Here is a 26,616-nt window from a genome sequence, read left to right as displayed (position 1 = left end):
GTCCGAGACCCGATTGATCCCCGCTGTGAGAGGGAACCTCCACATGTCCGACGAGACCGCCGCCAAGTCCGACACCGCCGTACTCCGGTATTCGGGCGGCGAGTTCGAGACCGCGGTGCACACCCCGACGGAGGGGTCGCAGGCCGTCGACGTCAGCAAGCTGCTCGGCAAGACCGGCCTGGTCACCTTCGACCCGGGCTTCACCAGCACCGCGGCCTGCTCCTCGGCGATCACCTACATCGACGGTGACGCCGGCATCCTCCGTTACCGCGGATACCCGATCGACCAGCTGGCCGGGAACTCCACGTTCCTCGAGGTCAGCTACCTGCTGATCTACGGCGAGCTGCCGAGCCAGCAGCAGCTCGACGCCTTCACCAACCGGATCAGCCGGCACACCCTGCTGCACGAGGACCTGAAGCGCTTCTTCGAGGGCTTCCCGCGGGACGCGCACCCGATGCCGGTGCTGTCGTCGGCGGTCAGCGCGCTGTCGACCTTCTACCAGGACTCGCTGGACCCGCACGACGAGGAGGCCGTCGAGCTCTCCACCGTGCGGCTCATGGCGAAGGTCTTCACGATCGCCGCCTACGCGTACAAGAAGTCCGTCGGGCAGCCGTTCCTGTACCCGGACAACTCCCTCGGCCTCGTCGAGAACTTCCTGCGGATGACCTTCGGGTTCCCCGCCGAGCCCTACGAGCTGGACCCGGACATGGTCCGCGCGCTCGACACCCTGCTGATCCTGCACGCCGACCACGAGCAGAACTGCTCCACCTCGACGGTGCGGCTGGTCGGCTCCAGCCAGGCGAACCTGTTCGCCTCCATCTCCGCCGGCATCAACGCGCTGTTCGGCCCGCTGCACGGCGGCGCCAACCAGGCGGTCCTGGAGATGCTGACCCGCATCAAGGACGTCGAGGGCGGCAACGTCGACGACTTCGTGAACCGGGTCAAGAACAAGGAGCAGGGCGCGAAGCTGATGGGCTTCGGGCACCGGGTCTACAAGAACTACGACCCGCGCGCGAAGATCGTCAAGGAGCAGGCCGAGACGATCCTCAAGAAGCTCGGCGTCAACGACCCGCTGCTCGACATCGCCATGACGCTCGAGGAGAAGGCGCTGGCCGACGACTACTTCGTCGAGCGCAAGCTCTACCCGAACGTCGACTTCTACACCGGCGTCATCTACCGGGCGATGGGCTTCCCGGTGAAGATGTTCACCGTGCTCTTCGCGCTCGGTCGGCTCCCGGGCTGGATCGCGCACTGGCGCGAGATGATGAACGACCCGCAGAACAAGATCGGGCGTCCGCGCCAGCTCTACACCGGTTCCGCGGAGCGCCTCTACGTCCCGGTCGGCCAGCGCTGACCCCGTAGCACCGCCGCTGTACGCACGGCCCCGCCGGACTCCCCGGCGGGGCCGTTGCGCGTCCGTCGACGGGCGGGCCGGCGGCGGCGCCGCTAGCGTCGACCGGCATGGCGCCCAGCACTGCCGTCGTCTGGTTCCGGCGCGACCTCCGGGTCGCCGACCAGCCCACGTTCCTCGCCGCCGCCGACGCCGCCGACCGCGCGCTCGCGCTGTTCGTGCTGGACCCGGCCCTGTTGACCCCCTCCGGTACGGCCCGCGCGAACTTCCTGTTCGGCTGCCTGCGCGAGCTCGACGAGGCGCTCGGCGGGAAGCTCCTCGTCGTGAAGGGCGACCCGGTCGACGTCGTCCCGCGGATCGTGAAGGCCGTCGGTGCGCAGACCGTGCACGTCGCCGCGGACTACGGCCCCTACGGCCGCGAGCGCGACGAGCAGGTCGAGAAGGCGCTCGCCGAGGACGACGTCGAGCTCGTCCGCACCGGCTCGCCCTACGCCGTCGCACCCGGCCGGGTGGAGAAGGGCACCGGCGGGCCGTTCAAGGTGTTCACCCCGTTCAGCCGCGCCTGGGCCGACCACGGCTGGCGCGCCCCCGCCAAGACCGACGCCGGCACCTGCACCTGGATGGACCCGTCGGACAAGGACGGCGGTCCGCGGGCCGTCGCGATCCCCGACGACGGCGCGGTCGAGGCCGAGCTGCCCGACGCGGGGGAGTCCGCGGCGCGGGCCCGCTGGGCGGACTTCCTCGACGAGGGCGTCGAGGACTACGAGTCCGCCCGCGACCTGCCGGCCGAGCGCGGCACCTCGGGCATGTCGCCGTACCTGAAGTACGGCTGTGTCCACCCGCGCACGCTGCTCGCGGACCTGGCGCAGCGCAAGGGCGACTCGGTGAAGGCCTACCGCACCGAGATCGCCTGGCGGGAGTTCTACGCCGACGTGCTCCACCGGCGCCCGGACTCCGCGCGCGGCAACTACGACACCGCCTTCGACCACCTGCCGCTGCGCACCGGGAAGGCCGCCGACGCCGACTTCGAGCGCTGGTGCGAGGGCCGGACGGGCTTCCCGATCGTCGACGCCGGGATGCGCCAGCTGCGCGGCGAGGCGTGGATGCACAACCGGGTGCGGATGATCGTCGCGTCGTTCCTGGTCAAGGACCTGCACATCCCGTGGTGGCGCGGCGCGCGGCACTTCATGTCGCTGCTCGTCGACGGCGACCTGGCCTCCAACCAGCACGGCTGGCAGTGGACGGCCGGGTCGGGGACGGACGCGTCGCCGTACTTCCGGGTCTTCAACCCGATCACCCAGGGCGAGCGGTTCGACCCCGACGGGGACTACGTGCGTCGCTGGGTGCCCGAGCTCGCCGACGTCGAGGGGAAGGCCGTGCACCAGCCGTGGAAGCTGCGCGACGGCATCCCGGAGGGCTATCCGGAGCCGATGGTCGACCACAAGGCCGAGCGGCAGGACGCGCTCGCCCGCTACGACCAGGTCAAGGCCGCCCGGTCCTGAGCGCGTCCCGCCAGCGGACCCGCGCCCCGGTGCGCAGCACCGAGTTGCGGTAGACCCGCGCCGCGAGCACCACCATCCCGGCCAGCGCGAGCAGCGCCAGCACGAACGCGACGACCGGCTCCCACCACGCGGTCACCCCCAGCGCGGTGCGGGCCGGCATGAGCGTCTGCGACAGGTACGGCACGAACGACAGCACCGTCGTGACGGGGTTGCGCGGGTCCACGGGCAGCACGGCGACGGCGAGCAGGAACGGCACGAGCAGCACGACGGCGATCGGCGCGGTCACCGACTGGAGCTCCTCCTGGCGGGACACCAGCGCGCCCGCCGCCGCGTAGAGCGTCGCGAACAGGAAGAACCCGACCAGGTACCAGGCCAGCGCCGACACCAGCGTCGGCAGCAGCAGTGCCGGGACGGCCAGCGCGCCGGTGCCCACCGCGACGGCCGCGCCCACACCGCCGAGGATCAGCAGCTGCAGCAGCCCGACCAGGCCGAGCCCGAGCACCTTGCCCGCGAGCAGTTGCCGCGCCGGGATGGTCGCGAGCAGCAGCTCGACCACGCGCCCGGCCTTCTCCTCGACCACCCCCTGCGCGACGGCCGCGCCGTAGGCGGTGACCGAGAAGAACAGCAGGAACGTCACCACGAACGCGGTGCCGATCCGCTGCCCGAGCTCGGTGTCGACCGGTTCGAGGGTGCGCACCCCCACCCCGGACAGCGCGCTGACCTGCTCGGGGTCGGCGCCGGCGGCGAGCAGCGACTCGCGCACGGCCTGCTGCTCGACGACGTCGGCGACCAGCGACCGCAGCCCCGGGGCGACGTCGTCGAGGCCCACGAGCTGGTAGGTCCCCGGCGCCCCGGTGAGCATCGCGTCGGCCTCGCCGGTGCGGACCATCGACTCGGCGGTGTCCCGGTTCCCGGCCTCGGTCAGCCGCAGCGCGGTGCCCAGCCGGTCCGCGGTGCCCTGCAGCTCGCCGCGCAGCTCGCGGGCCGGCCCGTCGAGCACCATCGACGACGACGAGCTCTGCGACCCGGCGAACACGATCACCGCGCCGTAGCCGCCGAACACCAGCAGCATCAGCAGGATCCCGACGACGAACGTCCGCGACCGCAGCTGCGTGGTGATCTCCCGCCGCGCGACGAGCAGCACCGTCCTCATCGGGCACCCTCGGTCGCCGGGACGGCGCGGTCGCGCACGGCGTCGCGGTACAGCTCGGTCAGCGGCGGCCGGTACGGCCCGAACGCGTGCACCGGCCCGGCGGCCAGCGCCGCGGCGAGCAGCGCCTGGTCGTCGGTGCCCGGCGCCAGCTCGACGCGGGTGCGGTCACCCTCGGTCCCGACGACCCGCACCCCGGCGAGGGCGTCGGCCCAGCCGGGCGGCGGTCCGGTGACGTCGTAGCGGTCGGCGGCCCCGGCGCGCAGCCCGTCGACCGTCCCGACCGCGACCATCCGGCCCGCGGAGATGATGCCGACCCGGTCGCAGAGCCGCTCCACCAGCTCCAGCTGGTGGGAGGAGAACACCACCGGCACCCCGGCCGCGGCGCGCTCGCGCAGCACCGCCCCCAGGGTGTCGACGGCCGCCGGGTCCAGCCCGGAGAACGGCTCGTCGAGCACCAGCAGGTCGGGGTCGTGCACCAGCGCGGCGCACAGCTGCACCCGCTGCTGGTTGCCCAGCGACAGCTTCTGCACCTCGTCGCCGCGGCGGTCGGCGAGCCCGACCCGGGCGGTCCAGGTCTCGGTGGCGGCGAGCGCGGCCGACCGGGACAGCCCGTGCAGCCGGGCCAGGTAGACGAGCTGCTCGGCGACCCGCATCCGCGGGTACAGACCGCGCTCCTCGGGCAGGTAGCCGATCCGGCGGCGTTCCGCGGGACCGAGCGGGGCACCCCTCCAGGTGACCGCGCCGGCGTCGGCGTCGAGGACGCCGAGCACGATCCGCATCGTCGTCGTCTTGCCCGCCCCGTTGCCGCCGACGAAGCCGAACACCTCGCCCGCGCCGACCGTGAAGCTCACCCCGTCGAGGGCGGTGGCGGGGCCGAACCGCTTGGCGAGGCCGTCGATCGCCAGCACCCGGGCGACGCTACACGGGGCGGGTGTCGCGCACCGGTATCGATCACCGCGCGTGGGTGGCAGCCCCCCTTTCCGCTCTGTAAGCTCCGCACACCGCAATGGTGCTGGATATGTCGATCGTGTAACGAAATGCGCTTCCGGTAGCGGTTTACGCATTGCGTGAGTGGGGGGTCCTCGAATGTCATCGGTTCCGGCAGGTGCTGGTCAACAGAGTGGCGAGAACGAAGTGGAGCCCTCCGTACTGCGGAGGGCGGTCGCCGCGTCGGCGATCGGAAACGCGACGGAATGGTTCGACTACGGCATCTACGCCTACCTGACCGTCGAACTGACGAACGCGTTCTTCCCGGGCGAACTGGGCTACCTCGGAACGCTGCTCGGCTTCGCGATCTCGTTCGTCCTGCGACCGCTCGGCGGCTTCGTGTGGGGCCCGCTCGGTGACCGCATCGGCAGGCAGAAGGTCCTGTCGATGACGATCATCCTGATGGGTGTCGCGACGTTCCTGATCGGTGTCATCCCGTCCTACGAGACGATCGGCTGGGCCGCCCCGGCGCTGCTGTTCCTGCTGCGGATCATCCAGGGCTTCTCGACCGGCGGTGAGTACGGCGGCGCCGCCACGTTCATGGCGGAGTACGCGCCGGACCGCAAGCGCGGGTTCTGGGGCAGCTTCCTGGAGTTCGGCACCCTGGCCGGCTTCACGCTCGCGGTGCTGGTCGTCTTCGGCCTGGAGACCGCGATCGGCGAGCAGGCCATGCTCGACTACGGCTGGCGCATCCCGTTCATGATCGCCCTGCCGCTGGCGATGATCGGTCTCTACATCCGGACCAAGCTCGAGGACACCCCGGTGTTCCGCGACCTGGAGGCCGCCGGCGAGTCCGAGTCCGCCGCGACCGGTGCGCTCAAGGACCTCATCGTCCGCTACTGGCAGCCGATCCTGGCGCTGTTCGGCCTGGTCATCGCGCTGAACGTCATCAACTACACGCTGCTGACCTACATGCCGACCTACCTGCAGACGACGCTGTCGATGGACTCGGCGAGCGCCGACACCGTCGCCGTGGTCGGCCAGGTCGTGATGATGCTGCTGATCCCGTTCGCCGGTGCGCTGTCGGACCGGATCGGCCGCAAACCGTGCTGGTGGATCTCACTGGTCGGCATCTTCGTGCTGGCGATCCCGATGTACATGCTGATGGCGCAGAGCCTGCCACTGGCGATCCTCGGGTTCACCGTGCTCGGCCTGATCTACCTGCTGCAGCTCGGGACGATCTCCGCGACGTTCCCGGCGATGTTCCCGACCCACGTCCGGTTCGCCGGCATGGCGATCTCCTACAACGTGGCGACGGCGGCGTTCGGCGGCACCGCGCCGCTGATCAACGAGGCGGCCATCGAGGGCACCGGCGACGTCCTGTTCCCGGCCTACTACATGATGGGCGCCTGCGTGGTCGGCATGATCGCGCTCTACTTCGTCATCGAGACGAAGGGCGTGTCGATCGCCGGCCGCGAGGTCCCGGGGCTCGCCGAGCACCGCGCACGGCAGGCCGCGAAGACCGGCTCCTGAGCCGCACCACCGGTCCGCAGCGGGCCCGTCCCCGTCGGGGGCGGGCCCGGTCGGCGTCTCAGGGGACCGGCCACCCGTCCGGCAGCGGCACGTGCCCGTCCCGCGCGGCCGTCCACACCCAGGCCCAGCACACGGTGCCGTCGTCGAGGACCACCCGGGACCGCGTGTACTCCGGGCCCTCGTAGGCGTCGAGCGCGGCCAGCGCGGTCACCGGATCGGCCAGCTCGACGACCCAGCCGGGCACCCCGTCGCCGGTGTCGAGGGTCAGCGCGGGGTATCCGAGGCCGGTGTCGGCGACCCCGCCGGTCGGCAGCACCACCGGCCGGGGCAGCACGTCGGCGGCGTGCCCGCGCAGCATCCCGAAGGCCCGCCGGCCGGGCATGAGGGTGCCGTAGACGAACACCCGCGACGGCCACTGCTCCGGCACCGGCACACCGTCGACGGTCGACGCGTCCAGACCGTCCGGGCCGGGGGCACCGGTGAGCGCGACGGCCCCGGCCTGGTCGAGGTCGGCGCAGCGGACGGGTGCCCCGTCGACGTGCAGCGGGCGCCGGTCGGTGCGCGCGTCGCCGGTGGGGACCTCCGGGGCGAGATAGGCCCACGGCCGGTCGAGCTCCCCGACGGCGTCGACGAGCGTGACCCGTCCGGTCGCGACCCGGGCCAGGCGGTAGCGCGGCGGGTCGGCGTCGCGGCCCTCGACGGTGTCGAGCGCGGCGAACTGCTCCGGGGCCGCCAGCCAGACCGCGTGCTCCTCGGCCACGCCGGGCACGGCCGCGAGCGTCGCGGGGCGCTGGTCGTCGACCACCCGGCGCCCGGCCGACCACACCGCGGCCAGGCTCTCGGTCCGGACCCGCAGCACGACGACCGGACCGGTCAGCCCGCGCTCCCCGCGCATCCAGGAGATCTTCGACGGGCAGGCGTTCGAGCCGTAGGCCAGCAGCGGGACGCGCGCGGCCGACGGCGGGGCCCCGTGCCGGGCCAGCGCCGTGTCCAGGCACTCCCCGCCGACCCGCCACCCGGAGGGCGTCGCGGGGTCGGCGGTCAGCGGGTGCGACCGGCCGTCGACGTGCAGGAACGACCCGTCGGGCCGGGTCCCGGGGTAGGGGTCCGCCGGGAACGCCGAGTCCGGCCACGCATCCATGCGCACGCACCGTAGATCAACACTCGGGGCGCGGCGAGGCCCGGTCAGGGGGCGCGCCGCTGCCTGCCCCGCGCCACGGCCCGGCGCAGCAGCGCCGCGGTCAGCACGATCAGCGCGAACACGACCAGGGCGGACAGCGCCGCGCGCACCCACAGCGGCGTCGGCTCCGGCAGCAGGAGGGGCACGAAGAACACCCCGACCAGCGAGCTGCTGATGCCGATCAGCCCGAGCAGGGGCGCCGGGGTGCCGTCGGGGAAGCTCAGGGCCCGGACGAGCCGGCGGCGGGCGGTCACCCGCCCGACGCTACCGGGCCGCCCCCGCCCCCTCGGGTGTCGCGATGCCGTAGCCGCGGATCTTGCGGTAGATCGTCGCCCGGCTCATCCCGAGCCGGCGCGCGGCCTCGGCCTTGTTGCCGTCGGCGTCGAGCAGGGCGTCGACGATGGCGTCGCACTCGATCGACTCCAGCGGGGTCAGCACCCGCCGGGCCAGTACCCGCGTCTCCGGCGGCAGGTCCTCCAGCCGGATCACCCCGGTCCGGCGACGGCTCACGACCTTGCGCAGCACCTGGTAGAGCTGTTCGACGTTGCCCGGCCACCGGTGCCGCATGAGCACCCGCAGGGCCTCCGGCGCACAGGTCAGGTCGGCGCCGCGGGTCAGCCGGGCGAGCAGGTACGGCACCAGCTCGGCGACGTCCTCCACGTGGTGGCGCAGCGGCGGGACCTCGATGGTGCGCGGGAAGCAGTCCAGCAGCGACGCCAGCTCGGGCGAGTCGGTCGTCCGGGAGCTGCCGCGGGTCGCGATGACCCAGGCCCGCTCGGGGTCGGTCGACTCGCGGTGCGGCTCGAGCACGTCGGCGAGCGCCGCCGCGGCGGCCGGGGGGAGCCGGTCGACCTCGCGCAGCACCAGCGTCCCGCCGCCGCCGCCGAGCTCGTCGGACACCTCGGAGAGCCAGCGCGGGCCCACGTCGCCCGCGTCGAGCACACGCACGTGCCCGGCGGGGGAGTGGAGGTGATGGGTGGCGCGGGCCAGCGTGGTCCGGCCGGAGCCGTGCTCGCCCTGCAGCACCAGCCACTCGTTGGTGCGGAAGTGCCGGTCCACCGCCTGGGCGCACTTGGTCCACAGCGCCCCCGAGCCGACGGCGGTCGGCAGCGCGGTCGTGATCGTCGGGGTCGCGGAGCCGCGGCCGACGGTCTCGCGGTGGGTCAGGCTCACCTGCAGGATGCCGCCCGCCGAGCCCGCCTCGTTCCAGCTCGGCCGGCACTGCACGCGCGCGGTCGCCCCGCTCGGCAGGTCGACGACGAGCTGGCGGTTGCGTCCGGCCCGCAGCGCGTCGGTCGCCCCGGCGAGCAGCGGGACCTGGTCACCGGGGGCGATGAGCTCGCGGGCGCGGTCGTTCATCATCACGAGGTCGTCGCCGACGGCGAGCACCGCGGAGTCGCCCCCGCGCTGGACCGCGGTCAGGTAGTCGTGCAGCAGCGTCAGCTCGTGCCGCCCGGACGCGGCGAGCAGCGCCTCCTCGATGCGGCGGGCCGTCGTCGCCGCGGTGGCGACCATCAGCGCGTTGGCCTCGCTCCGCCAGCAGGTCAGGTCGACGACGCCGAGGATCTTGCCGGTCACCGGGTGCCGGATCGGGGCGCCGGCGCAGGCCAGGTCCTCCAGGTGCTCGACGAAGTGCTCGTGCCCGAACACCTCGGTCGGGCGCCTGCCCTCCAGCGCGGTGCCGATGCCGTTGGTGCCGACGTGCTGCTCGGCGTAGGAGAAACCGGGGACGAGCCACACCCGGTCCAGGTGCTGACGCAGCGCGGAGTCACCGGTCCGGCGGTCGAGGACGACACCGTCGCCGTCGCAGAGGATGAGGCTGACCGGCTCGGTGGCGAACTGGTCGCACAGCTCGGAGACGATCGGCGTCGCCGCCCGTACCAGCGGGCTGTCGGTCTCGCGGCTGATCTCGGGCAGGTCGATGGAGTCGGGCGCGACGTCGCTGTCCCGCGACCGGATCCAGGACGCCAGGATCGGCGGGCGGACCGCGTCCTCACGCATCTGTTCGTGGTGCAGGAACGCGTCGCGGGCCGCCGCGATCCGTTCGGCTGCGGCGCTGGTGGTGGTCCTGGTGGCGGGTGCGGGCGCCGAGCCGGTGACGGGGGAGTCATGTCCGTCCCCGGGGTGTCGCGGGCTCGGCGTCGGCCGGCCCGCCCGGGTGGCGCCCTGCGCGCCGTCGGGCAGGGGTCTCACACACGGCCTCCTCGCCTGTGTCGAGCTCGGGACACGACCACCGAGGACCCGCGTGCGGCAGCGGTGACCTGCCCGGATCCCGTGGTCACGGCGACGGTACGCGCCGTGAGAGCAAGATCACCACAGGTGGCGGAGCGGAAGAGTCTCATATTGAGACCTCGAATGCCTGTCGGACCATGTGTGATTCGCAGCACGGAAGAAAGACGGCATCGCCAGACGCGGCAACCAGCCACGTCGCCGGGCCGCCCGCCCTCCGTGCACGACCACGACATCGGGCTACCCGCGCTCGCCCGCTGATCCGACCACAACCCACCACCGTGAGGAGACGACGTGAGTCGGCAGAGTTTGGCGAAGGCTCACCAGAAGATCCAGGAGCTTTCCTGGGAGCCGCAGTACCACGAGCCGTACATGAAGTACGGAACCGACTACACCTTCAAGAAGGCGGCGAAGAAGGACCCGCTCAAGCAGGTCCTGCGCTCGTACTTCCCGATGGAGGAGGAGAAGGACCACCGCGTCTACGGCGCCCAGGACGGTGCCATCCGCGGCAACATGTTCCGGCAGGTGCAGGAGCGCTGGCTGGAGTGGCAGAAGCTCTTCCTGTCGATCATCCCGTTGCCGGAGATCTCGGCGGCGCGCTCGATGCCGATGCTGTTCCACGTGGTTCCGAACCCGGAGCTGCACAACGGCCAGGCGATCCAGATGATCGACGAGGTTCGGCACAGCACGATCCAGCAGAACCTCAAGCGCCTGTACATGAACAACTACATCGACCCGGCGGGCTTCAACAACTCGCTGCGGAACTTCCAGTCGGACTACTGCGGCACCATCGGGCGCCAGTTCGCGGAGGGGTTCATCACCGGTGACGCCATCACCGCCGCGTCGATCTACCTGACCATCGTCGCGGAGACCGCGTTCACGAACACCCTGTTCGTGGCGATGCCGGCAGAGGCGGCCGCCAACGGCGACTACCTGCTGCCGACGGTGTTCCACTCGGTGCAGTCCGACGAGTCGCGGCACATCTCCAACGGCTACGCCACGCTCCTGATGGCGCTGTCGGACGAGGACAACCGCCAGCTGCTCGAGCGCGACCTGCGCTACGCGTGGTGGAACAACCACCGCGTCGTCGACGCCGCCATCGGTACCTTCATCGAGTACGGCACGAAGGACCGCCGCAAGGACCGCGAGTCCTACGCGGAGATGTGGCGCCGCTGGATCTACGACGACTACTACCGCAGCTACCTGCTGCCGCTCGAGAAGTACGGCCTGGTGATCCCGCACGACCTGGTCGAGGAGTCCTGGAACCAGATCTGGAACAAGGGCTACGTCCACGAGGTCGCGCAGTTCTTCGCCACCGGCTGGTGCGCCAACTACTGGCGCATCGACGGCATGACCGACACCGACTTCGAGTGGTTCGAGTACAAGTACCCGGGCTGGTACGACCGGTACGGCAAGTGGTGGGAGAACTACAACCGCCTCGCCAAGCCGAACGGTCACCACGCCATCGTGGCCGAGGACGTCGACTACGTGTACCCGCACCGCTGCTGGACCTGCATGGTCCCGTGTCTGGTGCGCGAGGACATGGTCGTCGACAAGGTGGACGGCCAGTGGCGCACGTACTGCCACGAGGTCTGCCGCTGGACCGACGCCGAGGCCTTCCGGCCCGTGTACCAGGGTCGCGAGACCCCGAACATGGGCAAGCTCGTGGGTCACCGCGAGTGGGAGACGCTCTACCACGGCTGGAACTGGGCCGACGTCATCCAGGACATGGGCTTCGTCCGTGACGACGGCAAGACGCTGACCGCTCAGCCGCACCTCGATCTCGACCCGAAGAAGATGTGGACGCTGGACCACATGCGGCGCATGCCGCACCTGGCCAGCCCCAACGTCATCCTCAACGAGATGAGCGACGCCGAGCGCGAGGCGTTCGTGGCGGACTACAACCGCCAGGGGCCGGGAGGCCGGCCCGCGCCCACCGACGCCTGAGCGCGGGTCAGGCGAGGGGAGGGGGTTCCCGTCACGCCATGACGGGTCCCTCTTCCCGCGGCCCGGCCGGGGGGTCGTCTTCCCCGGCCGGGTCACCCCGGGACTCCCGTCCGCCGGGCGGGGCCCGGGGCGACGCCTGCCCACATCTGTCCGATTGGTCTTTTTTCTCACGCCACTAGTCACGCCAAGAGAGGTGGTCTGCGCTCGTGGGCGACAAACACGTCGTGCGGTTCGAGCCCGTCGGCATCGAGATCGAGGTCGACGAGGACCAGAACATCCTCCGCGCCGCGGCCGAGCAGGGCGTCCAGCTCATGCACGGCTGCAAGGAGGGCCAGTGCTCGGCCTGCAAGTCCTTCGTGCTCGAGGGCGAGGACATCGAGTACGACAGCTACTCGACCTTCGCGCTCCCGGACTACGAGAAGGAGGAGGGCCACACCCTCCTGTGCCGGGCGCACGCCTATGAGGACCTGGTCATCGAGCTGACCAACTACGACGAGGAGATCATCCGCTCCGGCCTGCCCCTCACCAAGGGCGTGGTCGAGGTCGTGTCGGTCGAGGCCGTCACCCACGACATGCGGCACCTGACCGTCAAGCTGGTCGAGCCGTCGGAGATCAAGTTCTTCCCCGGGCAGTACATGGACCTCGTCTGCCCCGGGACCGAGGAGAGCCGTTCGTTCTCCATGGCCAACACCCCCAACCGGGACGGCCTGTACGAGTTCGTGATCAAGGTCTACCCGGGTGGGCTGTTCGGGACCTGGCTCGACGAGAAGGCCGCTCCCGGTGACCGGCTCGACGTCGAGGCGCCCTTCGGCACCTTCACCCTCCGCCAGAACCGCAGCTCGCCGATCGTCTTCGTCGGCGGTGGCGCCGGCATGGCGCCGGTACTGGGCCTGCTGCGGGCGATGGCCGAGGGCGGCGTCGAACGACGGGCCACCTTCTACTACGGCGCGCGCACCGCGGCCGATCTCTGCTTCGAGAAGGAGATCGCCGAACTGGCGCCCCAGCTCAACGGCTTCCGGTACGTCCCCGCCCTGTCCGACGTCGACGGCGGCGACGGCGGGGACTGGGCCGGCGAGACCGGCCTGATCACGGAGGTGGTCAGGCGGAACGAATCCGATCTGAAGGGAGCGGATGCCTACGTCTGCGGTCCCCCGCCGATGGTCGACGCGGCGATCGCGACGCTGACCCAGCTGGGTGTGAGTGAGACCAACATCTTCTACGACAAGTTCACCACGACCGGTGAGCAAGAAGGCGAGGACGGACAGCAATGACTCAGTCCCCCACCACGCAGGACACGTCGTCCGGTTCGCAGCGCAGCGTTCCCAAGCCCGTCTTCACCGACGCGGAGGCCGGGGCGCGGGAGTTCCCCGACTCGAGCTCGAACGCGCGCCGCTACAACTACTACGCGCCCGCCAAGCGCAAGCAGACGCTGTACGAGGACACGACCGTCGAGGTCCAGCCGGACCCGCGGCACTACCTCTCGCAGGGCTGGATCTACGGCTTCGCGAACGGCGAGGGCGGCTACCCGCTGCACTGGACCAAGCTCAAGGCCTGGGGTGTCGACGAGCCGGAGCCGCAGCGCGGCATCGGCAGCGGCGGCATGCACGTGAAGAACTGGCCGGCCCACGGCTGGCACGAGTTCCGCGACCCGAACGAGGAGTGGGAGCAGAGCCTCTTCCGCTACAACGCGAACGTCGTACGGCAGCTCACCCAGAACATCGAGAACGCCCGCAACGCGAAGGCGTTCGAGCTCTGGAACTCGAACTGGGTGCGCTTCGTCGAGCGCAACGTCGGCGCCTGGATGCACATCGAGCACATCCTCGGCCTCTACGTCTTCGCGTCCAACGAGCGGTCCGCGCCGACCAACATGCACAACACGGCGCTCGCGGCGAACTCCACCCGCAAGATCCGCTTCGCCCAGGACCTCGCGCTCTACAACCTGACGCTCTCCGAGGAGATCGACGGGTTCGACGGCGCCGCCCACCTCGACGCGTGGGACAACGCGCCGGAGTGGCAGGGCGCCCGCAAGTTCACCGAGGCCCTCACCGCGGTCCAGGACGACTGGGGCGAGGCCATCTTCGCGGCCAACTGCGTCTTCGAGCCGCTGGTCGGTGAGCTGTTCCGCTCGAACCTGGTCATGCAGTCCGCCGCCACCAACGGCGACTACGTGACCCCGACGGTCATGGGGGCCGGCGAGTACGACTACGCCCAGCGCGACCTGCGCTGGTCGATCGCCTGCTTCGCGCCGCTCACCCAGGACCGCGAGTTCGCCGAGCACAACCGCTCGCTGATGGGCGGCTGGCTGCGGACCTACGTCCCGCAGGCACTGGAGGCCGCCCGGACCATGCAGCCGATGTGGTCCCAGTCGGACTCGAAGCCCCCCACGTTCGAGGACTCCCTCGACCGCGCCAAGAACCGGTTCGCCGGGATCTGCAGCGATCTCGGCCTCGACGTCCCCGAGGAGCTGAAGCAGTGACCAGCACCAGCCCGTTCAAGCAGGACAGCACCGCGTCGAACATGTGCGGCTTCACGCTGATGAACAACCAGATCGGCGCGGTCATCGCGACCGTCCTGGACCGTCAGGAGAACGTGACCGTGCAGCACCTGCCCTCGATGATCCGCGTCGACGGCACGGGCAAGTTCGAGCTGGACTACGTCGCGATGGACGAGGAGGCCGGCCAGGAGGAGGGCTGGTTCGACGCCGCCCAGTTCGAGGAGAACATGTCCACCCACTACGGGCGGATGGTCCACCTCGATGACAAGACCATCATGTTCGCCAATCCCGAGGACGCCGCCGAGTACATCGACTTCGACCTGAAGCCGGTGTAAGGACCCGCTCCTCACCCGGATCGCACCGCCCGGGACGACGACCCGTCCCCGGCCCACCACGCCCGGCGACGGCCCGGGCGGTGCGCTCCACCCGCGCAGCGCGCCTCCGCGGCGCCACGGCTGCGCACGTTGATCCACACCCGCGCACCTGGACCGACTCTTTCTCCGGGAGGACCCACCATGGCCAAGGAACTCCGCTTCGGCGCCGAGGGCCGTCATCTGCTGCAGGCCGGCGTCGACCAGCTGGCCGAAGCCGTCAAGAGCACGCTCGGCCCCAAGGGCCGCAACGTCATCCTGGAGAAGATCACGGGCTCGCCCGAGGTCACGAACGACGGCGTCACGATCGCCCGCGAGATCCACCTGCGCGACCCCTTCGAGAACATGGGCGCCCAGCTGGTCAAGGAAGCGGCGGTCAAGACCAACGACACGGTCGGCGACGGCACCACGACCGCGACCGTCATCGCCCAGGCCATCGTCAAGCAGGGCATGAGCGCCATCGAGCGCGGTGGCAACCCGGTGCTGGTCAAGCGGGGCATCGACATCGCGGTCAACGCGCTCGTCGACCGCCTGCAGACGGTGTCGCACCCGGTCAGCACCGAGGAGGACTACGCCCGCGTCGCCTCCATCTCGGCCAACGACGACTACACGATCGGCCGGGTCGTCGCGAAGGCGCTGCACACCGTCGGCGACGACGGCGTCGTCACCGTCGACGACACCCCGCTGCCGGGCGTCTCGGTGGACTTCGTCGAGGACTTCGAGTTCGACAACGGGTACGTCTCGCCGTACATGGTGACCAACCCCGGCACGCTCGAGGCGATCGTCGACGACCCCTACATCCTGTTCACCGCGCACAAGATCAAGGACGTCCAGCAGATCATGCCGGTGCTGGACCGGATCATGCGCAACGACCGGCGCCCGCTCGTCATCGTCGCGGAGACCGTCGAGGGCACCGCCCTGCAGATGCTGGTCCACAACCACGTCAACGGGCACTTCCAGGCCGTCGCGATCAAGGCGCCCGGCTTCGGCGAGAAGCGCATCCACCTGCTGGAGGACATGGCCGCGCTCTGCGGCGGGCAGGTGCACTCCAAGAGCTCCTCGTTCTCGCTCGAGCAGATCGACGTCGAGCACCTGGGGCGCGCCGTGCAGGTGCAGGTCACCAGCGAGGGCACCACGATCATCGGCGGCCGCGGGGACAAGCAGAAGCTGGAGTACCGGCTGTCGCAGCTGCGCGCCGAGCTGGCCCGCGCGACCATCGGCACCGACGAGGACTTCTTCTCCGACCGCATCGCCCGGCTGTCCGGGAAGGCCGCGATCATCTCGGTCGGGGCACCGACCAACGCCGAGGCGCGCGAGATCCGGCACCGCGTGGACGACTCGCTGCAGGCGACCCGGGCCGCGGTGGCCGAGGGCATCGTCGCCGGTGGCGGCGCGGCGCTGCTGCACGCCGAGCCCGCCCTCGACGAGCTGGACGTGACCGGGGACTACCGGATCGGCGTCGAGATCGTCCGGCACGCGCTCACCGAGCCCGTGCACCTCATCGCCTCCAACGCCGGCTACGACGGCGACGAGGTGGTCAAGCAGGTCACGACCATGGGCGTCGACGAGGGTTTCGACGCCCTGGAGGGCCGCTTCGGGGACATGGTCGAGATGGGCATCATCGACCCGCTGCGGGTCGTGCGCTCCGCCCTGCAGAACGGCGCCTCGGTCGCCGGGCTGATCCTCACCACCAACTCGCTGGTGGCCGAGGAGGTCACGCCCTGGAACAAGGCGCTCATGACCGAGTTCGGCCAGCTCGACGAGGGCATCCCGCAGCCCAGCCCGGACTCGAGCACGCCCCAGTCGATGGGGCTCGGCCCGTCGGTCGGGTAGGTACCGGCCCGTCCGGTCACAGGAACAGGGGGAGCGGCCCGGCACGCGCTGCGCGTGCCGGGCCGCTCCGCGACAGTGGAGAGGTGGTCGTCGTGGACCGGTGCTGCGGAGCGCCCCAGGGGCGTGGTGGTCTCCCGGCGGTCGTCGACGCCCAGGTGCACGGCTGGGACGGCCGGCCGCACAACCAGGCGGGCCCGGCGGGGGAGCAGTTCGTCGCCGACCTCCTGCACCGCCACCGGATGGTCGACCCGTCGCCGCGGCCGCTGTCCGCGGACGCGTTCGAGCTGGTCACGCCGCAGGCGCTGGCCGCGCACGTGCTCTCCGCGGTGGACCGCGCGGTGCTCGTCCCGGCCGGGTTCGAGGACCTGTTCGTGCTCGGGTTCGCCGCACCGGCCTGGCACGCCGAGCTCGCCGCCGAGCACCCCGGGCGGCTCGCGCTGGCGGGGGAGCTCGACCCCGCCGACCGGGCCCGCGCCCGCGGCATCGGGGCCCGGGTCGGGCGCGACGGTCTGCGCGCGCTGACCGTGCTGCCCGCCCGCCGACCGGAGACCGCGCTGTCGCTGCGGGCGCCGTGGCTGCGCCGCACCCTGATCCGGGCCGAGCAGGCCGGCGCCGGGGTGGTCCACATCGGGATCGCGCCGACCGCGCGACCGTCGCGCGCGGCACCGGAGTGGGCGCACGCGGGCGTCGTCGCCGAGGGCGACGCCGTACCGCGGCCCCGGTGGCCGGAGTGGGCCGAGCCGGTCCGCGCCGGGTCCGCGCTCCCGGTCCGGGTGCGCAGCGCCGGGCCGCTGCCGGCCGGTGCCGTCGACGTCACCGAGGTCGCCGCGCTGGCCACGGCCCTGCCCAAGATCCGGTTCGTGGTCGGCGCCGCCTGCGCCCCGACCGCGTCGCTGGTCCGGCTTGCCCGCCTGCCCAACGTCTACGTGCTGCTCACCGACCTGCTGATCGCCCTGCGTCGGCACCGGGTGCCCGCCGCCGAGGCGCTCGGCGAGCTGCTGGCCGCCTATGGTCCGGACCGGCTGATGTTCGGCAGCGGCTACCCGCTGGTGCGCCCGGCGCGCCTGATCCGCGACCTCATGACCTTCCGCTACCCCGACGAGCTGCGCGGACGGTTCCCCGAGCTCGACGACGACGTCCGCGCCGCCCTGCTCGGCGGCACCGCGGCACGGGTCCACGGGCTCGACCTGGCCTGCGCCACCGTGCGTCCGCGCCGCCGAGGAGTGTTGAGCCCCACCTGAATGCAGGGGAGGCAACCCTCAGAAGGTGTCCTATCCTTCCGCCGGACGAGCGAAGGGAAAACGGACATGGGACTCACCCGAAGGCAGATGCTCCTCACGACGCTGGCTGCGGCCGGCGGCGCCGTACTGGCCGGGTGTGGCGGGGGCGGCAGGTCGGAGACCGGCACCGGTGCCGCGACGGGGAGCGCCGGGTTCCCGGTGACGATCGACGGCAAGCTCGGTGCGGCGACGATCCCGCAGGCCCCGCAGCGGGTGGTGTCCGTGGGCTACACCGACCACGACGCGATCCTCGCGCTCGGCGTGGCGCCGGTGGCGGCCCGCTACTGGTACGGCGACGAGAAGGTCGTCGTGCAGCCGTGGGCCCAGGCGGCCGCGCAGGCGGTGGGCGCGGCACCGGCGGTGCTGAACATGTCCTCCATCGAGCCGGAGAAGATCGCAGCGCAGCGCCCCGACCTGGTGATCGGCCTCTACTCCGACCTCGACGCCCAGAACTATCCGGTGGTGAGCGCCGTCGCGCCGACCGTCGGACCGCCCCGGGGGTTCGACGACTACGGCGCACCGTGGCAGGAATACACCCGCGAGACCGGACGGGCGCTGGGCAAGGAGGCCGAGGCCGAGAAGCTGGTCACCGACCTGGAGGCCAGGTTCGTCGCCGCCCGCGATGCCGACCCGCAGTGGAAGGGGCGCTCGGTCGTCGTCGCGAGCCGCAGCGCGGACAAGATCAGCGTGTTCTCTTCGCAGGACCCCCGCTCGCGGTTCTTCACCCAGCTGGGGTTCACGGTGCCGCCCCGGATCGACGAGCTGGCCGCGGGCAATTTCTACACCGAGTTCAGCTTCGAGCAGGCGAGCGAACTCGACCACGACCTCATCGTGTGGGATCAGCTGTCGTTCACCCCCGGCGGCAAGGCGACGGTCGTCGGGGATCCGCTGCTGTCGCGGCTGCCCGCGATGCGCGACGGGCGCACCGTGTTCCTGGAGGGGGCCACCGAGCTGGCCTTCGCCTGGCAGACCGTGCTCAGTCTTCCGTCCGTGCTCGACGCGGTCGTCCCCCAGCTGCAGCGGGCGATTCCGAAGACCTGACCCGCTGGCGCCGAGGAGGGGCGCCCCCGTACCCCCGGGGTCCGCCCCGCCACGCGACGCTCCTGCCTGACCGCCGCTCCGGTGTTGCCGTGGCGGTGGTCAGGCACGGCGACGCCGGACGGTCGGGGTGAGCAGGAGCAGCACCGCGGCCGTCGTGCCGAAGGCGGCGGCGAACCCGAAGGGCTCGGCGATCGCGCCGAGCCCGGTCGCGCCCAGGCCCGTCCCGGCGTCGTAGGCGATGTTCCAGGCGGCGCTGGCCGCGCCGTAGTGCAGCGGCCCGGCGGCGGCGAACAGGGCGACCATCGCGTCGTTCTGCACCAGCCCGAACCCGGCGCCGACGACGGCCGCCCCCACCACCAGCAGGACCGACGCGTACGGCGCGGCGAGCACCCCGAGCAACCCGACCGTGGCGCACGCCGTCCCGACCGGCAGCAGCGCCCCGGGGCGTCCGCTGCGGTCGGTGAGGGTGCCCGCGACACCGCGGCCGAGCAGCGCGCCGAGCGCGGTGGCGAACAGCGCGGCGGGCACCGCGACCGTCGCCCCGGGTGCGACGAGCGGGGCGAAGGTGATCACGCCGCCCTGCGCGGTGGAGCAGCCCAGCATCGCCAGCACCGGCGCGGCGGGGAGCCGGCGGCGGTGCTCCCGGGGGTGCTCCCGGGTGTGCGGGACGGCGTCGTCGCGGCGGGGTGCCGGAGCGCGCCGGGGACCCCGCACGAACGCCACGACCAGCGCCCCGGCGACCGGGGTGATCCCGGCCAGCAGGAACACCCCGGTGAACCCCAGCGCGTCGACGACCGCGACTCCCGCCGGCAGGAACAGCAGCTGGGGCAGGCCGACGGCGTAGCCGTAGCGCGCCGACGCGCGACCGTGCGCGGAGGGCTCGACCAGCTCCGCGACGAGCGCGCTCCCGGCGACCGTGGCCAGCCCGAACCCGATCCCGCGGACGGTGGAGATCGCCAGCACCGGACCGAGGTCGGCGGTCAGCGCGAGCAACGGCGTCGGGAGGCCGAGCAGCAGCGACCCCACGACCAGCACCGGACGGTGCCCGACCCGGCGCAGCATCGCGGGCACCAGCAGCTGGGTGGCCACGGTGGCCGCCATCAGCACACCGGTGCTCAGCCCCGCGCCGAACTCGCCGGAGCCGCCCCGGGACACCCACAGCGGCACGACCGGCAGGAGCAGGGCGTACCCGCCGAACGCCAGCGCGGTCGCGGCGAGGAGCAGGCGGAACGGGAGCGACGACAGCGAGCGGGGCACGCCCCACCGTGTCAGACATCCCCGTCGCGCTGCGCCGCGCCCGGGCCCGCCGAGATGCGGCTCAGGGCTGCGCCGGACCGGAGGCGACGACCGTGCAGCGCATCTCGACGAGGGCCCGGTGCGCGGAGCTACCCGGCCGCTGGGGCCGGTCCGGCTCGGGAGGCCCCCTGCCCAGGGTCCGGGCCGTCGGCGCGGGCGCACGTCGCCGAGATGCAGCTGAGCGGGAGTTGTGGATCTCCCCGGCCCGCTGAGGTGCATCTCGGCGACGGAATCCGCGTCGAGATGCAGCTCAGGGCTGTCCGTGGCGCCCGGGGACGACCCTGAGGTGCTTCTCGGCGTCGGTCGGTGCGCAGGGCGGCCCGGCCGCTGGGGTGCGATCCGGTCGGGGAACGGCTGCGGCCCGGTCCCTCGGGGTGAGGGGCCGGGCCGCGTCGTGCGTCCAGGGGCGGGGTCAGGATCCGTTGCGGATCCATTCCTCCAGGTGGGGCGCCTCGTCGCCGATGCTGGTGGAGTCGCCGTGTCCGGTGCGGACGCGGGTGTCGGCGGGCAGGGGCAGCAGGGTGGTGCGGATCGACTCGATGATCGTGTCGAAGCTGGAGTAGGACCGTCCGGTGGCGCCGGGTCCGCCCTGGAACAGGGTGTCGCCGGTGAACACGATGCCGAGTTCGGGTGCGTAGAGGCAGGACGAGCCCGGTGAGTGGCCGGGGGTCTGCAGCACGGTCAGGTCGATCCCGCCGGCGGAGAGGACCTGGCCGTCGGCGAGTTCCTGGTCGGGCTTGCGGTCGGGCCAGGTCATGTCCCACAGCACCTGCTCGGCGGGGTTGAGCAGGATCGGCGCGCTGAACCGGTCGGCGAGGGCGGGGGCCTGGTTGACGTGGTCGTCGTGGGCGTGGGTGCACACGACGGCCTTGACGCGGCGGTCGCCGACGGCGGTGGCGATGGCGTCGGCGTCGTGGGCGGCGTCGATGACGAACACCTCGCGGTCGTCGCCGACGATCCAGACGTTGTTGTCGACGTCGAAGGATCCGCCGTCGAGGTTGAAGGTGCCGGAGGTGACGACGTGGTCGACCGGGGCCATCAGAGGATCACCACCGAGCGGAGGACCTCACCGGCGTGCATCTTCTCGAAGGCCTGCTCGACGCCGTCGATCCCGATCTCCTCGGTGACGAACTTGTCGAGCGGGAAGCGTCCCTGCAGGAACAGGTCGACGTACATCGGGAAGTCGCGGCTGGGCAGGCAGTCGCCGTACCAGGAGGACTTGAGGGCGCCGCCGCGGCCGAAGTAGTCGATCAGCGGGATCTCGGGTGCCTGCAGGTCCGGGGTCGGGACGCCGACGAGGACGACGGTGCCGGCGAGGTCGCGGGCGTAGAAGGCCTGCTTGTAGGTCTCGGGGCGTCCGACGGCGTCGATGACGACGTCGGCGCCGTTGCCGTCGGTCACGCTCTGGATGTACTCGACGGGGTCGGTGTCCTTGGCGTTGACGGTGTGGGTGGCGCCGAACTCGCGGGCCCAGTCGAGTTTCCGGGGGTCGGTGTCGACGGCGATGATGGTGGTGGCGCCGGCGAGCTTGGCGCCGGCGATGGCGGCGTCGCCGACGCCGCCGCAGCCGATGACGGCGATGGAGTCGCCGCGTCCGACGCCGCCGGTGTTGACCGCGGCGCCGAGTCCGGCCATGACGCCGCAGCCGAGCAGGCCGGCGACCTTGGCGGGGGCGTCGGGGTTGACCTTCGTGCACTGTCCGGAGTGGACGAGGGTCTTCTCGATGAACGCGCCGATCCCGAGCGCGGGGGACAGCTCGGTGCCGTCGTCGAGGGTCATCTTCTGGGCGGCGTTGTGGGTGTCGAAGCAGTACTGGGGCTTGCCCTTCTTGCAGGCCCGGCAGTTGCCGCAGACGGCGCGCCAGTTCAGGACGACGTAGTCGCCGGGTTCGACGTCGGTGACGCCCTCGCCGACGGACTCGACGATGCCGGCGGCTTCGTGGCCGAGCAGGAAGGGGAACTCGTCGTTGATGCCGCCGAGCTTGTAGTGCAGGTCGGTGTGGCAGACCCCGCAGGCCTGGATCTTGACCACGGCCTCACCGGGACCGGGATCGGGCACGTTGATCGTCTCGACGGTGACCGGCTCACCCTTGGCGCGGGCCACGACCCCGCGTACCTGCTGTGCCATAACTCGTACTCCACTCGTCCTCGATGCCGTCCGCGCGGGACGGATGCTCGGATGGCGACTCTGGCATGGGTGACCGGACGGTGCCAGGTCGGCTCCGGCCCTGCAACAGGTGTTTCGGCATGTGGGGGAACCGGTGGCTGCGATCGCCGGTCGCAGCCACCGGTCGGCGCTCCGGTCCGGCTGGATGCACGTGGACGGTCACGCCGCTGCCCGGCCGGCGGCGCCCCGCGACCGGAAGCGGAGGACCGTGAGCGCGACGGCCACGAGGACCCCGGTCGCGACGACCACCGCCGTGGCGGTCGGGCTCAGGTACGTGGTCAGGCTGGGCGCCTCGCTCGAGGAGAACCGCCACGATGCCAGCGGGATGAGGTAGGCCAGTGCCATGACGGCGGTCAGGACACGCTGCGCACGTGCGCAGCGACCGCGGACCGCGGAGATCACGGCCGCGATCACGGGCAGGCCCGAGATCAGTGCGAAACCGCCGACGACGAAGACCGGGAACGCCCACGCCGAGATCAGGGCGACGCGGGACGGGCCGACCGGCGGGGCGTCGGGTGGCGTACTCATGGTGCACATCCTGTGTGAGTCGGGTGGTGATCCGACGTCTGCGCCGTGCGTACGTGCACGTCGCGCCAGCCGTGCCACGCGCGGCACAGCACGTAGGCGACGGCCGTCGTGACCACGACGATCCCCCCTGCGAACGCGACGAGGGTGGCGAGCGCGTCGAGAACCATGAGGCCCCGGCCGATGCGGTCCGCCCAGGGAGCCGGGTCGGCCCGGGTGGACGTGGTGGAGGTGCGGATGGTCGACATGAACGGTCTCGCTCTCGTGGTGTCGGCACGTACTCGAGCTGTCGATGGCCGGGCGTTCACCGGGGAGCGGAACCCTCGGCAGCCGTCGTCAGCTCGTCCAGCCACGTCTCGAGTCCCGCGCCGAGCGCCGAGGTGGCCAGGGGGACGTCGGCCTCGACCTGTGCGCCGGTCCAGGTCTCCTCGGTGCGCACGAGGACGCCCCCGTCCGCCGGGGTGAAGGTCCAGACGTGGGTGCCCTCGTCGATGTTCAGGCCGGTGCCGACGGCGGGCCCCGTCCACCGCAGGCAGCTCTCCTTCTCGACCTGCTGCAGGCTGGAGGTGACGGTCAGCGTCGTGGCCGGTGTGGCGGGGGTGGCGGGGATCGGCGTCGTCCACCGGAACTGCGAGCCGGGCTGCAGCGGGCGGTCCCCGTCGAGCCGTTCGATGGTCGCCACGGCCGTCTGCCACGTCGGGTAGCGCTCGACGTCGGTCTGGAGGTCCCAGATCCTGTCGAGTGGCGCCTTGATCAGTCGCTCGGAGCCGTAGCGGATCGTCGCCGCCGGGTCGACACCCGCGCCGTCGCAGGTCAGCCCGCTGGTCTGCCCCGGGGCTGCGGCGGCCGTGGTCGTGGGGGGAGCCGGCGGTGCCGCCGGTGCGCAGGCGGCCACGCCGATCACGGCCGTGACGACGAGCGGGACCGCCCACCGGGTCGCTGCGCGTGGGCTGCTGGACGTGGTCATCAGATCCTCCGTGGGGGCCGTGGAGCCGGTACGGACAGACCGTCTCCCGCGCAGCACGGGCATCGCGTCGGCAAGAGTTACCTACGCACTCCGCGGAGGGTTCCTCCGGACCGGCCGCCCGGTCCCCGATCAGCTGAGGATGTCCGGCCGGTCCCGGAGCTGACGGCGGGAGGTGATGTCCAGCTTGCGGAAGATGTTGCGCAGGTGCGCATCGATGGTGCGCCGGCTCAGGAACAGCCGGCCCGCGACCTCGTTGGACGTCGCTCCGGTGGCGACCAGCCGGGCGATGGACATCTCCTGCATGGTGAGCTGGTCGAAGCCGTGCCCGGACCGCTTGCGGGCCCGTTCACCGGTGGCCCGCAGCTCGTCGGCGGACCGGCGGGCGAACGCCTCGATCCCGGCGCCGGAGAACAGGTCGTGGGCGGTGCGCAGCTGCTCGCGGGAGTCCCGGCGGCGGCCCTCGCGCCGCAGCCATTCGCCGTAGAGGAGGTGGGCCCGTCCGCGGTAGGGCAGGAGCGGGCTGTCCGCCAGGAGCTCGATCGCCTCCCGGTAGTGACCCTCGACGCCGGTCACCAGGCCACGCGCGTACGCCGCGATGCCCAGCCCGGTCCCTGTGGACGCGGCCTCGGTGCGCTCGGTCAACGTCTCCAGTGCGGCGGCGGCGGTGTCGTCCTCGCCGCAGCGCACGGCCGCCTCCACCAGCTCGGGCAGGCTGAAGGCGGCGGGTCCGAGATCGTCGTGTGCGACGGCCCGCCGGGCCGCGGCGAGTGCGGCCGGGTAGTCGGCCGAGCCGTTGTTCAGGACCGCTGCGGCCCAGTCCGCCGTCACGACGAGCTGCTCCCCGCCGTCCGCTTCGGCCTCCGCGGCGGCGGACCGGAACACCTCGTCGGCCTCCCCGCGGCGGCCCCGCATCGCCGCCAGGTACAGCCGCGGGTAGAGCACCGGCGGCAGCCCGACCGCGTCGGCGATCGCCGCCTCCTCCGCGATCGCGGCCATCGCCTGCCCGATGTCACCGGTCAACGCGGAGTGGGAGGTGGTCAGCGCGAGCCCGAGGCGCAGCACGAGCGGCGACCCGGACTGGCGACCGGACTTGACCAGCCACTCGACGATCTCCCCGTGCAGGTCGGGGTCCCACAGCTCCACCGCCAGTACCGAGGCGAGCGCGGGGCGGTGGGTCCAGAGCGGGCCGTCGTCCCCGTCGAGGACGGTCCGCAGCAGCGGGACCGCGGCGCGGTGTCCGTCGGTGGTCAGCGGCGTCAGCGCGTCCAGGACGTCCGGGGGGCGTGTGGGATGCGCCGGCCCGGCCGCGTCGAGGACCCGGTCCAGCACGCCACCGGCCCGGCCGACGACGAGCGCCATCTCGAGGGCGTCCACCAGGCAGTCCCGGGCCCGGGCCGGATCGAGGTCCGCGAGCCGTCGCGCGGCGCGCAGGACGAACGACGGGCCGTCCCCGTCGTGGCGGCGGACGAAGGCGACCTGCCCGCGCAGCAGGTCGGCGGTGGCGTGCCGGGTGTCGTCCAGCACCGCGTCGTCGACGGTGGTGAGCAGCTCCGCGGCCGTGTCCGTGGCACCCGCCTCGAGCGTGGCCCGGGCGGCCTCGAGCGTGCGCTCGACCCGTTCGGCCGGGTCCAGCGACAGGGCCGCGGCACGCTCGAGAAATGCCGCAGCGGCTGCGACGCCCCCACGGGAGCGCGCGCGGGACGCCGAGCGCTCCAGCTCGGCGGCGACCTCGTCGTCGGGACCGGCGCAGGCCTGGGCCCGGTGCCACGCCCTCCGGTCCGGGTCCATGGCCGGTTCGACCACCTCGGCCAGCGCCCGGTGGGCCGCCCGGCGCTGCTCGGCGCCCGCGGCCCGGTACACGGCGGACCGGGCCAGCGGATGGCAGAAGCGGATGCGGGTGCCGAACTCGACGAGACCGGTGGCGGCCGCGGCCGTGCCGGCCGGCGGCACGTCGATGGCCAACCGCTGCGCGGCGGCCCACAGCAGAGCCGCATCGCCGGTCGGGTCGGCACTGGCGACGGTCAGCAACAGCTGTGCGTCGGCGGGCAGCCCGGCCGACCTGGCCCGGAAGCTGCGCTCGATCCGGCTCGGCACCGACGAGGCGTCCGGTGGAGCGAAGCCGCCGGCCCTGGGGAGCTCGCGCAGGGCCAGCGGATTGCCGCGTGCCTCGGCCAGCAGGCGGTCGCGCACCTGGTCGTCGAGCATCACGCAGCTCCCGGCGGCCAGCAGGGAACGCGCGTCCGCGTCGCCCAACCCGTCGACGACGAACCCCGGCAGCTCGTCGAGCTCGCCTCCCGCCACCGGCAGGCGGACGGCGAACAGCAGGGCGACCGGCTCGGCGGCGACGCGCCGGGCGAGGAACGCCAACGCCCGCGACGACGCCACATCGAGCCACTGCGCGTCATCGACCACACACAGCAACGGGCGGTCCCGCGCCGCGGACGCCAGCAGCTCCAGGGCCGCCAGCCCGACGCGGAACGGGTCGGGCTCACCCTGGGCCAGGCCGAACGCGGTCCGGAGGGCCTCACGGTGCCGGGCAGGCAGGTCGTCGAGATGCTCCATCAACGGTGCGCACAGCTGGTGCAGGGCGGCGAAGGGCAGTTCCGACTCGAACTCCGCACCCTCGGCGTCGATCACCCGCAGTCCGGTGGCGGCCCGGCGGGCGTGGTCGAGCAGCGCCGTCTTGCCGATGCCCGCCTCACCACGCAGGACCAGCGCGCCGCCCGTCCTCGCCCGCGTGGCGCCGATCAGCTCCTCGAGGCGCCGGACCTCGCTCCGCCTGCCCGTGAGCGCGGGAGGGGTGCCGACGTCCACACGCGCC

The 26,616-nt window shown here is 72.3% G+C and carries 22 protein-coding genes; 10 read left to right on the top strand and 12 right to left on the bottom strand.

Going from position 1 to position 26,616, the window contains the following annotated elements:
- Window positions 1–43: 43 nt before the first annotated feature.
- Entirely contained in the window at window positions 44–1,354 is a 1,311-nt protein-coding gene (locus tag DMP17_RS44570) for a citrate synthase (RefSeq protein WP_062399893.1), read from the top strand.
- Between the two features lie 107 nt (window positions 1,355–1,461).
- Window positions 1,462–2,853: a cryptochrome/photolyase family protein gene (locus DMP17_RS44565; protein WP_337832637.1), complete on the top strand. Its 1,392-nt coding sequence runs from the start codon at window positions 1,462–1,464 to the stop codon at window positions 2,851–2,853.
- Here the strand turns inward: DMP17_RS44565 and DMP17_RS44560 are convergent.
- Together DMP17_RS44560 and DMP17_RS44555 are read right to left on the bottom strand one after the other, a co-directional pair.
- Window positions 2,834–4,006 carry an ABC transporter permease gene (locus tag DMP17_RS44560; protein WP_337832636.1) on the bottom strand — a complete coding sequence of 391 codons (1,173 nt, stop codon included), beginning with the start codon at window positions 4,004–4,006 and terminating at the stop codon, window positions 2,834–2,836. The two genes, DMP17_RS44565 and DMP17_RS44560, sit on opposite strands and share 20 nt — an antisense overlap.
- Window positions 4,003–4,914: an ABC transporter ATP-binding protein gene (locus DMP17_RS44555; protein WP_226354961.1), complete on the bottom strand. Its 912-nt coding sequence runs from the start codon at window positions 4,912–4,914 to the stop codon at window positions 4,003–4,005. The genes DMP17_RS44560 and DMP17_RS44555 overlap by 4 nt, the downstream gene beginning before the upstream one ends.
- A gap of 226 nt (window positions 4,915–5,140) precedes the next feature.
- Between DMP17_RS44555 and DMP17_RS44550 the strand changes: the two genes are divergently transcribed.
- A complete protein-coding gene (locus tag DMP17_RS44550) occupies window positions 5,141–6,466 on the top strand; it encodes an MFS transporter (RefSeq protein WP_226364614.1) in 1,326 nt (441 codons plus the stop codon).
- Between the two features lie 58 nt (window positions 6,467–6,524).
- Here DMP17_RS44550 and DMP17_RS44545 read toward each other — a convergent pair whose 3' ends face one another.
- Genes DMP17_RS44545 through DMP17_RS44535 form a run of 3 tightly spaced genes read right to left on the bottom strand, consistent with a single transcriptional unit; the run spans window position 6,525 to window position 9,839 of the window.
- Entirely contained in the window at window positions 6,525–7,607 is a 1,083-nt protein-coding gene (locus tag DMP17_RS44545) for a gamma-glutamylcyclotransferase family protein (protein WP_337832635.1), read from the bottom strand.
- A gap of 44 nt (window positions 7,608–7,651) precedes the next feature.
- Window positions 7,652–7,900 (bottom strand): hypothetical protein, encoded by a 249-nt coding sequence (locus tag DMP17_RS44540; RefSeq protein WP_226354964.1) that lies wholly within the window; start codon window positions 7,898–7,900, stop codon window positions 7,652–7,654.
- Between the two features lie 10 nt (window positions 7,901–7,910).
- Window positions 7,911–9,839: a sigma-54-dependent Fis family transcriptional regulator gene (locus tag DMP17_RS44535; protein ID WP_337832634.1), complete on the bottom strand. Its 1,929-nt coding sequence runs from the start codon at window positions 9,837–9,839 to the stop codon at window positions 7,911–7,913.
- A 345-nt stretch (window positions 9,840–10,184) separates the two neighbouring features.
- Here DMP17_RS44535 and DMP17_RS44530 point away from each other — a divergent pair, with 345 nt between their 5' ends.
- The 7 genes from DMP17_RS44530 (at window position 10,185) to DMP17_RS44500 (ending at window position 18,841) form a co-directional block, all read left to right on the top strand.
- The gene (locus DMP17_RS44530) at window positions 10,185–11,822 is read left to right on the top strand and encodes a methane monooxygenase (protein WP_043276429.1); all 1,638 of its coding nucleotides are present in this window, start codon (window positions 10,185–10,187) and stop codon (window positions 11,820–11,822) included.
- 206 nt (window positions 11,823–12,028) lie between these two features.
- Window positions 12,029–13,093, top strand: a complete 1,065-nt coding sequence (locus DMP17_RS44525) for an FAD-binding oxidoreductase (RefSeq protein WP_208824608.1) — start codon at window positions 12,029–12,031, stop codon at window positions 13,091–13,093.
- Window positions 13,090–14,298, top strand: a complete 1,209-nt coding sequence (locus DMP17_RS44520) for a toluene hydroxylase (protein ID WP_226364612.1) — start codon at window positions 13,090–13,092, stop codon at window positions 14,296–14,298. The genes DMP17_RS44525 and DMP17_RS44520 overlap by 4 nt, the downstream gene beginning before the upstream one ends.
- Window positions 14,295–14,651, top strand: coding sequence for a propane 2-monooxygenase effector subunit MimD (mimD, locus tag DMP17_RS44515; protein WP_374228581.1), 357 nt, complete (start codon window positions 14,295–14,297; stop codon window positions 14,649–14,651). Before DMP17_RS44520 ends, mimD begins: the two co-directional genes overlap by 4 nt.
- 180 nt (window positions 14,652–14,831) lie before the next feature.
- Window positions 14,832–16,520, top strand: coding sequence for a chaperonin GroEL (gene groL / locus DMP17_RS44510; RefSeq protein WP_226354967.1), 1,689 nt, complete (start codon window positions 14,832–14,834; stop codon window positions 16,518–16,520).
- Window positions 16,521–16,603: 83 nt separating this feature from the next.
- A complete protein-coding gene (locus DMP17_RS44505) occupies window positions 16,604–17,761 on the top strand; it encodes an amidohydrolase family protein (RefSeq protein ID WP_337832633.1) in 1,158 nt (385 codons plus the stop codon).
- Between the two features lie 66 nt (window positions 17,762–17,827).
- Entirely contained in the window at window positions 17,828–18,841 is a 1,014-nt protein-coding gene (locus DMP17_RS44500) for an ABC transporter substrate-binding protein (RefSeq protein WP_226354969.1), read from the top strand.
- Window positions 18,842–18,940: 99 nt separating this feature from the next.
- Here DMP17_RS44500 and DMP17_RS44495 read toward each other — a convergent pair whose 3' ends face one another.
- The 7 genes from DMP17_RS44495 to DMP17_RS44465 form a co-directional block, all read right to left on the bottom strand.
- Window positions 18,941–20,098: an MFS transporter gene (locus DMP17_RS44495; RefSeq protein ID WP_226364610.1), complete on the bottom strand. Its 1,158-nt coding sequence runs from the start codon at window positions 20,096–20,098 to the stop codon at window positions 18,941–18,943.
- Between the two features lie 451 nt (window positions 20,099–20,549).
- Window positions 20,550–21,176, bottom strand: coding sequence for an MBL fold metallo-hydrolase (locus tag DMP17_RS44490; protein WP_226364609.1), 627 nt, complete (start codon window positions 21,174–21,176; stop codon window positions 20,550–20,552).
- Window positions 21,176–22,264, bottom strand: coding sequence for an S-(hydroxymethyl)mycothiol dehydrogenase (locus DMP17_RS44485; protein ID WP_337832632.1), 1,089 nt, complete (start codon window positions 22,262–22,264; stop codon window positions 21,176–21,178). The genes DMP17_RS44490 and DMP17_RS44485 overlap by 1 nt, the downstream gene beginning before the upstream one ends.
- Before the next feature lie 198 nt (window positions 22,265–22,462).
- Window positions 22,463–22,831: a hypothetical protein gene (locus DMP17_RS44480; RefSeq protein ID WP_226354973.1), complete on the bottom strand. Its 369-nt coding sequence runs from the start codon at window positions 22,829–22,831 to the stop codon at window positions 22,463–22,465.
- Window positions 22,828–23,076 carry a hypothetical protein gene (locus tag DMP17_RS44475; RefSeq protein ID WP_226354974.1) on the bottom strand — a complete coding sequence of 83 codons (249 nt, stop codon included), beginning with the start codon at window positions 23,074–23,076 and terminating at the stop codon, window positions 22,828–22,830. The genes DMP17_RS44480 and DMP17_RS44475 overlap by 4 nt, the downstream gene beginning before the upstream one ends.
- A gap of 56 nt (window positions 23,077–23,132) precedes the next feature.
- A complete protein-coding gene (locus DMP17_RS44470) occupies window positions 23,133–23,795 on the bottom strand; it encodes an SRPBCC family protein (protein WP_337832631.1) in 663 nt (220 codons plus the stop codon).
- Window positions 23,796–23,924: 129 nt separating this feature from the next.
- On the bottom strand, window positions 23,925–26,609 hold the full coding sequence (locus DMP17_RS44465) for an AAA family ATPase (RefSeq protein ID WP_337832630.1): 2,685 nt from the start codon (window positions 26,607–26,609) through the stop codon (window positions 23,925–23,927).
- Window positions 26,610–26,616 lie beyond the last annotated feature (7 nt).

It is taken from the genome of Pseudonocardia sp. TMWB2A, assembly GCF_017312135.1.
This window is presented reverse-complemented; position numbering and strand designations above follow the sequence as displayed.

What these genes read in the sequence shown, in the direction of transcription:
- DMP17_RS44490 (WP_226364609.1), bottom strand. Translation starts at nt 21,176, where the DNA reads ATGGCCCCGGTCGACCACGTCGTCACCTCCGGCACCTTCAACCTCGAC.
- DMP17_RS44545 (WP_337832635.1), bottom strand. Translation starts at nt 7,607, where the DNA reads ATGGATGCGTGGCCGGACTCGGCGTTCCCGGCGGACCCCTACCCCGGG.
- DMP17_RS44520 (WP_226364612.1), top strand. Translation starts at nt 13,090, where the DNA reads ATGACTCAGTCCCCCACCACGCAGGACACGTCGTCCGGTTCGCAGCGC.
- DMP17_RS44475 (WP_226354974.1), bottom strand. Translation starts at nt 23,076, where the DNA reads ATGTCGACCATCCGCACCTCCACCACGTCCACCCGGGCCGACCCGGCT.
- DMP17_RS44485 (WP_337832632.1), bottom strand. Translation starts at nt 22,264, where the DNA reads ATGGCACAGCAGGTACGCGGGGTCGTGGCCCGCGCCAAGGGTGAGCCG.
- groL (WP_226354967.1), top strand. Translation starts at nt 14,832, where the DNA reads ATGGCCAAGGAACTCCGCTTCGGCGCCGAGGGCCGTCATCTGCTGCAG.
- DMP17_RS44500 (WP_226354969.1), top strand. Translation starts at nt 17,828, where the DNA reads ATGGGACTCACCCGAAGGCAGATGCTCCTCACGACGCTGGCTGCGGCC.
- DMP17_RS44470 (WP_337832631.1), bottom strand. Translation starts at nt 23,795, where the DNA reads ATGACCACGTCCAGCAGCCCACGCGCAGCGACCCGGTGGGCGGTCCCG.
- DMP17_RS44570 (WP_062399893.1), top strand. Translation starts at nt 44, where the DNA reads ATGTCCGACGAGACCGCCGCCAAGTCCGACACCGCCGTACTCCGGTAT.
- DMP17_RS44565 (WP_337832637.1), top strand. Translation starts at nt 1,462, where the DNA reads ATGGCGCCCAGCACTGCCGTCGTCTGGTTCCGGCGCGACCTCCGGGTC.
- DMP17_RS44560 (WP_337832636.1), bottom strand. Translation starts at nt 4,006, where the DNA reads ATGAGGACGGTGCTGCTCGTCGCGCGGCGGGAGATCACCACGCAGCTG.
- DMP17_RS44480 (WP_226354973.1), bottom strand. Translation starts at nt 22,831, where the DNA reads ATGAGTACGCCACCCGACGCCCCGCCGGTCGGCCCGTCCCGCGTCGCC.